Consider the following 3,787-nt stretch of genomic DNA (forward strand, 5'->3'; position numbering starts at 1 on the left):
CATGAGCACGATCCTGCCTGCGCTCTCGGTCCTCTTCGCGGTTCTCGCAACCGCGGTGCCTTGGGGTTTGCCGGCCGATGCGAGCTTCACCCTTCCGCTCGTCGTGGTGATGATGGTGTTCTGCTGGCGCATCATGCCCGATGCCGTGCTGCCGCTCTCCGCGTGCATGCTTCTTGGCCTCCTCACCGACGTGATGAGCGGAGGCCCGCTCGGCTTTTTCGCGTTGATGACCCTGCTCGCCGCGAGCGCAGGCAGCCTCATGCGCTTCACGGTTGAGCCGCGCGATCTCTGGCCTCTCTGGGTCCTCTGGAGCGCGCTTGCCCTCGCGCTCGGCCTTTTCGCCTGGCTGCTCGGCTCGCTCTACTTCCTCCGTTGGGTCGATTGGTGGCCGATCCTGTTCGGCACGCTCACCTCGATCGCGCTCTTTCCCGTGGTGCTGCGCGGACTGGTGTGGATCAAGCGGGGGCGGCTCAGTCCCGACCATTCCGCCATGTTCCGGAGCTGGTCATGAAAACCCGCGCCCCCGACGATGCAAACCGGCGCGATCCGGCGCGGAAGCAGCGCCTGCGTTTTTCCCGCCGAGCGCTCCTTCTCGGCGCGGGCCAGGCCGGATTGTTCGGTCTGCTGGGCTGGCGGCTCCGCCAATTGCAGATTCTCGACACCTCCGAGTACCGGCTGCTCTCCGACGAAAATCGCCTCAGCCGCCAGCTCACCGCGCCGCGGCGAGGCGCGATCTACGACCGCTTCGGAACGGCGGTAGCCGAGAGCCGCGAGAGCCTGCGCGTCGTCGTGGTGCCGGCCTTCGCCAAGGGACTTGGCCGCACGCTCGATGCGCTCGCCCGCTTCGTGCCGATTACCGAGGCTGACCGCGATCGCGTGTTGAGGACGGCGCGACGGCAGAGCAGCTACCGACCGGTGCTCGTGGCCGAGGGGCTCTCCTGGCGGCAATTTGCGCTCCTGAACGTGCTCGCCCCGCAGCTTCCCGGCGTTGCCACCGATGTCGGTTCCTATCGCGTCTATAACAGCCCGGAGCCCCTGGCCCATGTCGTCGGTTATGTCGGCATGGCGGGCAAGGGCGAGGTGGACGAGGACCCGGTCATGCGCGTGCCGGGCTTCCGCCGCGGCAAGACCGGACTCGAGAAGGGCTTCGACCCCTGGCTGAGGGGGCACGCGGGCGCCGTCACCTCCGAGGTCGATGCCCACGGACGCATCGTGCGTGAGCTCGGTTCGACCCCGAGCGCGCCAGGCAGGGATCTCGTGCTCACCATCGATCACGAGCTTCAGGCAATCGCGTTTGCTCGTCTCGCCACGGAGCGCCGCGGCTCGCTGGTAGCGCTCGATTGCCACACCGGCGACGTCTTGGCGATGGTCTCGGTGCCTTCTTTCAATCCCAACGACATCGCCTTCAGGCCCAACTCGGCGCGCTGGGCCGAACTCGTCAGGAACGAGGACGAGCCGCTCAACAACCGCGCGGTCGACGGGCAGTATCCGCCGGGATCGACCTTCAAGGTGGTGATCGCGCTCGCCGCGCTGGCCTCGGGCGTGGTGAAGCCCGACGAGCACATCGTCTGCAAGGGCAGCTATTTCTTCGGCAACCACCTCTTCCACTGCTGGAAGAGCCACGGACCGATCGCGCTTCACGACGCGATCAAGTCCTCCTGCGACGTCTATTTCTACGAGACGGCGCACCGCATGGGCATCGACAAGCTCGCCGTCACCGGCCGCGCGCTCGGCTTGGGCCGCGCCTATGACAGCGAGCTGCCCGGAGCGAAGCCCGGCGTCATGCCCGACACCGCCTGGAAGCGCAAAACGCTCCGCCAGCCCTGGTATCCGGGCGAGACCATCTCCTGCGCCATCGGACAGGGCTATGTGCTCGCCACCCCGCTCCACCTGGCACTCGTCGCCGGCCGGATCGCCTCAGGCAAGGCGATCGTGCCCCGCTTTGTGCGGCCGGCCCCCGGCCTCACGGTCGACGAGCCTAAGCCGCTCGCCGTCGATCCGGCGCATCTTCAGCTCGTGCGCGAGGGCATGACCGCGGTTGTGAACGAGAAGGGGGGCACCGCCACCCGGGTCGCGCTCAAGCTTCCTGGCGTGCTCATGGCGGGCAAGACGGGGACGGCGCAGGCCTTCGGCCACGGTGTCGCCCATCACTTCACCGGCTACGACGCGAAGCCCCATTCGCTGTTCATCGCCTTCGCGCCGGTCGACGCGCCGCGCTATTCGATGGCCTGTGTGGTGGAGCATGGCGGCTGGGGAGCCCAGACCGCGGCGCCCATCGTGCACGACGTGATGACCGAGCTCCTCGTGCGCGACCCCGCCGCGCGCCCCGCCTTCGTGGCGAGCAACGCGCCCGAAGCGGGTTCCACCGTGGCCGATGCGGGGACGCGGCCATGAGCATGTTCCTCGACGAAGGCTACGAGGAGAAGCGGCAGTTCAAGCTCTCCGAAAAGCTGATCCTCATCAACTGGCCGTTCCTCCTGCTCATCGTGGCCATCGTCTCCTTCGGCATCGCCGCGCTCTACTCGGTCGCAGGCGGCACGCTCGAGCCGTGGGCGAGCCGGCAAGTGGTGCGCTTCTGCCTCGGGCTTGCCGTCCTCTTCGCCGTCGCGCTCTCGGACCTCCGCTGGTGGCTGCGCGCAGCTTATCCGCTTTACGGAATCGCGCTCGTCCTGCTCGCGCTCGTGATGGTGATCGGCGTCGAGAGCGGGGGCGCGCGGCGCTGGCTCGGTTATGGCGAGCTGACCTTCCAGCCGTCGGAGATGATGAAGATCGCGCTCATCCTCGCGCTCGCGCGCTACTACCAGTGGCTTCCGCCCGACAAGGTGTCGTGGCCGCATGCGCTTCTCATTCCGCTCGCCATGATCGGGCTGCCGGTGATGTTCGCTCTCGCCCAGCCCGACCTCGGCACCGCCATGCTGTTCGGGGTGGTCGGCTCGGGGCTTCTGTTCCTCGCCGGGGTGAGCTGGATCTATTATTTCGGCGGCGTCGTCGGCGTCATCGTCGTGCTCCCGCACGTCTGGGAGCGCCTGCACGACTACCAGAAGGAGAGGGTGCTCACCTTCATCGACCCCGAGCGCGACCCGCTCGGCTCGGGCTATCACATCCTGCAATCGAAGATCGCCATCGGCTCGGGCGGGCTGATGGGCAAGGGCTTCATGCAAGGGACGCAAGCCCAGCTCAATTTCCTGCCCGAGAAGCACACCGACTTCATCTTCACCCAGTTCGCCGAGGAGATGGGCTTCATCGGCGCGGCCTCTCTGCTCGCCCTCTACCTTCTCGTGCTTCTGTTCATTACCTATATGGCGCTCAGGTGCCGTAACACCTTTGCCCGGTTGGTTGCGGCCGGCATCGGGCTCTGCCTCTTCACCTATGTGTTCATCAACGTGGCGATGGTGACGGGGCTCGTTCCGGTGGTCGGCGTGCCGCTTCCGCTCGTTTCCTATGGCGGCACCGCGATGATCACTATGATGATCGGGCTTGGCCTCGTTCTGAACGCCCATGTCAACCGGGGCGTGCGCATCAGGCGCGAGGAGCTCGGGCCGCTCTGGTAGGGGTGCGGGAACCCCGGTCTTGGCCTGCGGCGGCGCTGGACAGGGGAACGAACGGGGTGCTAAGGGGAGCACCCTTGGGGTGAACCCTCGGGGTGAAGACCCCCACGGGATCATCCCAGGATGCGCCCTGCCACGAGCAGAGGCGGACAAATCTAGGGCGCATAGCTCAGGTGGTAGAGCAGCTGACTCTTAATCAGCGGGTCCAAGGTTCGAGTCCTTGTGCGCCCACCAATTCC

Annotated in this window: 3 protein-coding genes and 1 tRNA gene; all 4 read left to right on the plus strand. The window is 66.8% G+C overall.

Going from position 1 to position 3,787, the window contains the following annotated elements; all coding sequences use genetic code 11:
- A partial coding sequence (locus VFB18_RS00275) for a hypothetical protein (RefSeq protein WP_324970276.1) occupies nucleotides 1–511 on the plus strand: 511 nt, incomplete at its 5' end.
- Nucleotides 508–2,394, plus strand: a complete 1,887-nt coding sequence (gene mrdA / locus VFB18_RS00280) for a penicillin-binding protein 2 (protein WP_324970277.1) — start codon at nucleotides 508–510, stop codon at nucleotides 2,392–2,394. The genes VFB18_RS00275 and mrdA, both read left to right, overlap by 4 nt.
- Entirely contained in the window at nucleotides 2,391–3,551 is a 1,161-nt protein-coding gene (gene rodA, locus VFB18_RS00285) for a rod shape-determining protein RodA (protein WP_324970278.1), read from the plus strand. Before mrdA ends, rodA begins: the two co-directional genes overlap by 4 nt.
- Before the next feature lie 155 nt (nucleotides 3,552–3,706).
- A tRNA-Lys gene (locus tag VFB18_RS00290) sits at nucleotides 3,707–3,782 on the plus strand.
- Nucleotides 3,783–3,787 lie beyond the last annotated feature (5 nt).

Source organism: Methyloceanibacter sp., assembly GCF_035650995.1.
Lineage (GTDB): Bacteria > Pseudomonadota > Alphaproteobacteria > Rhizobiales > Methyloligellaceae > Methyloceanibacter.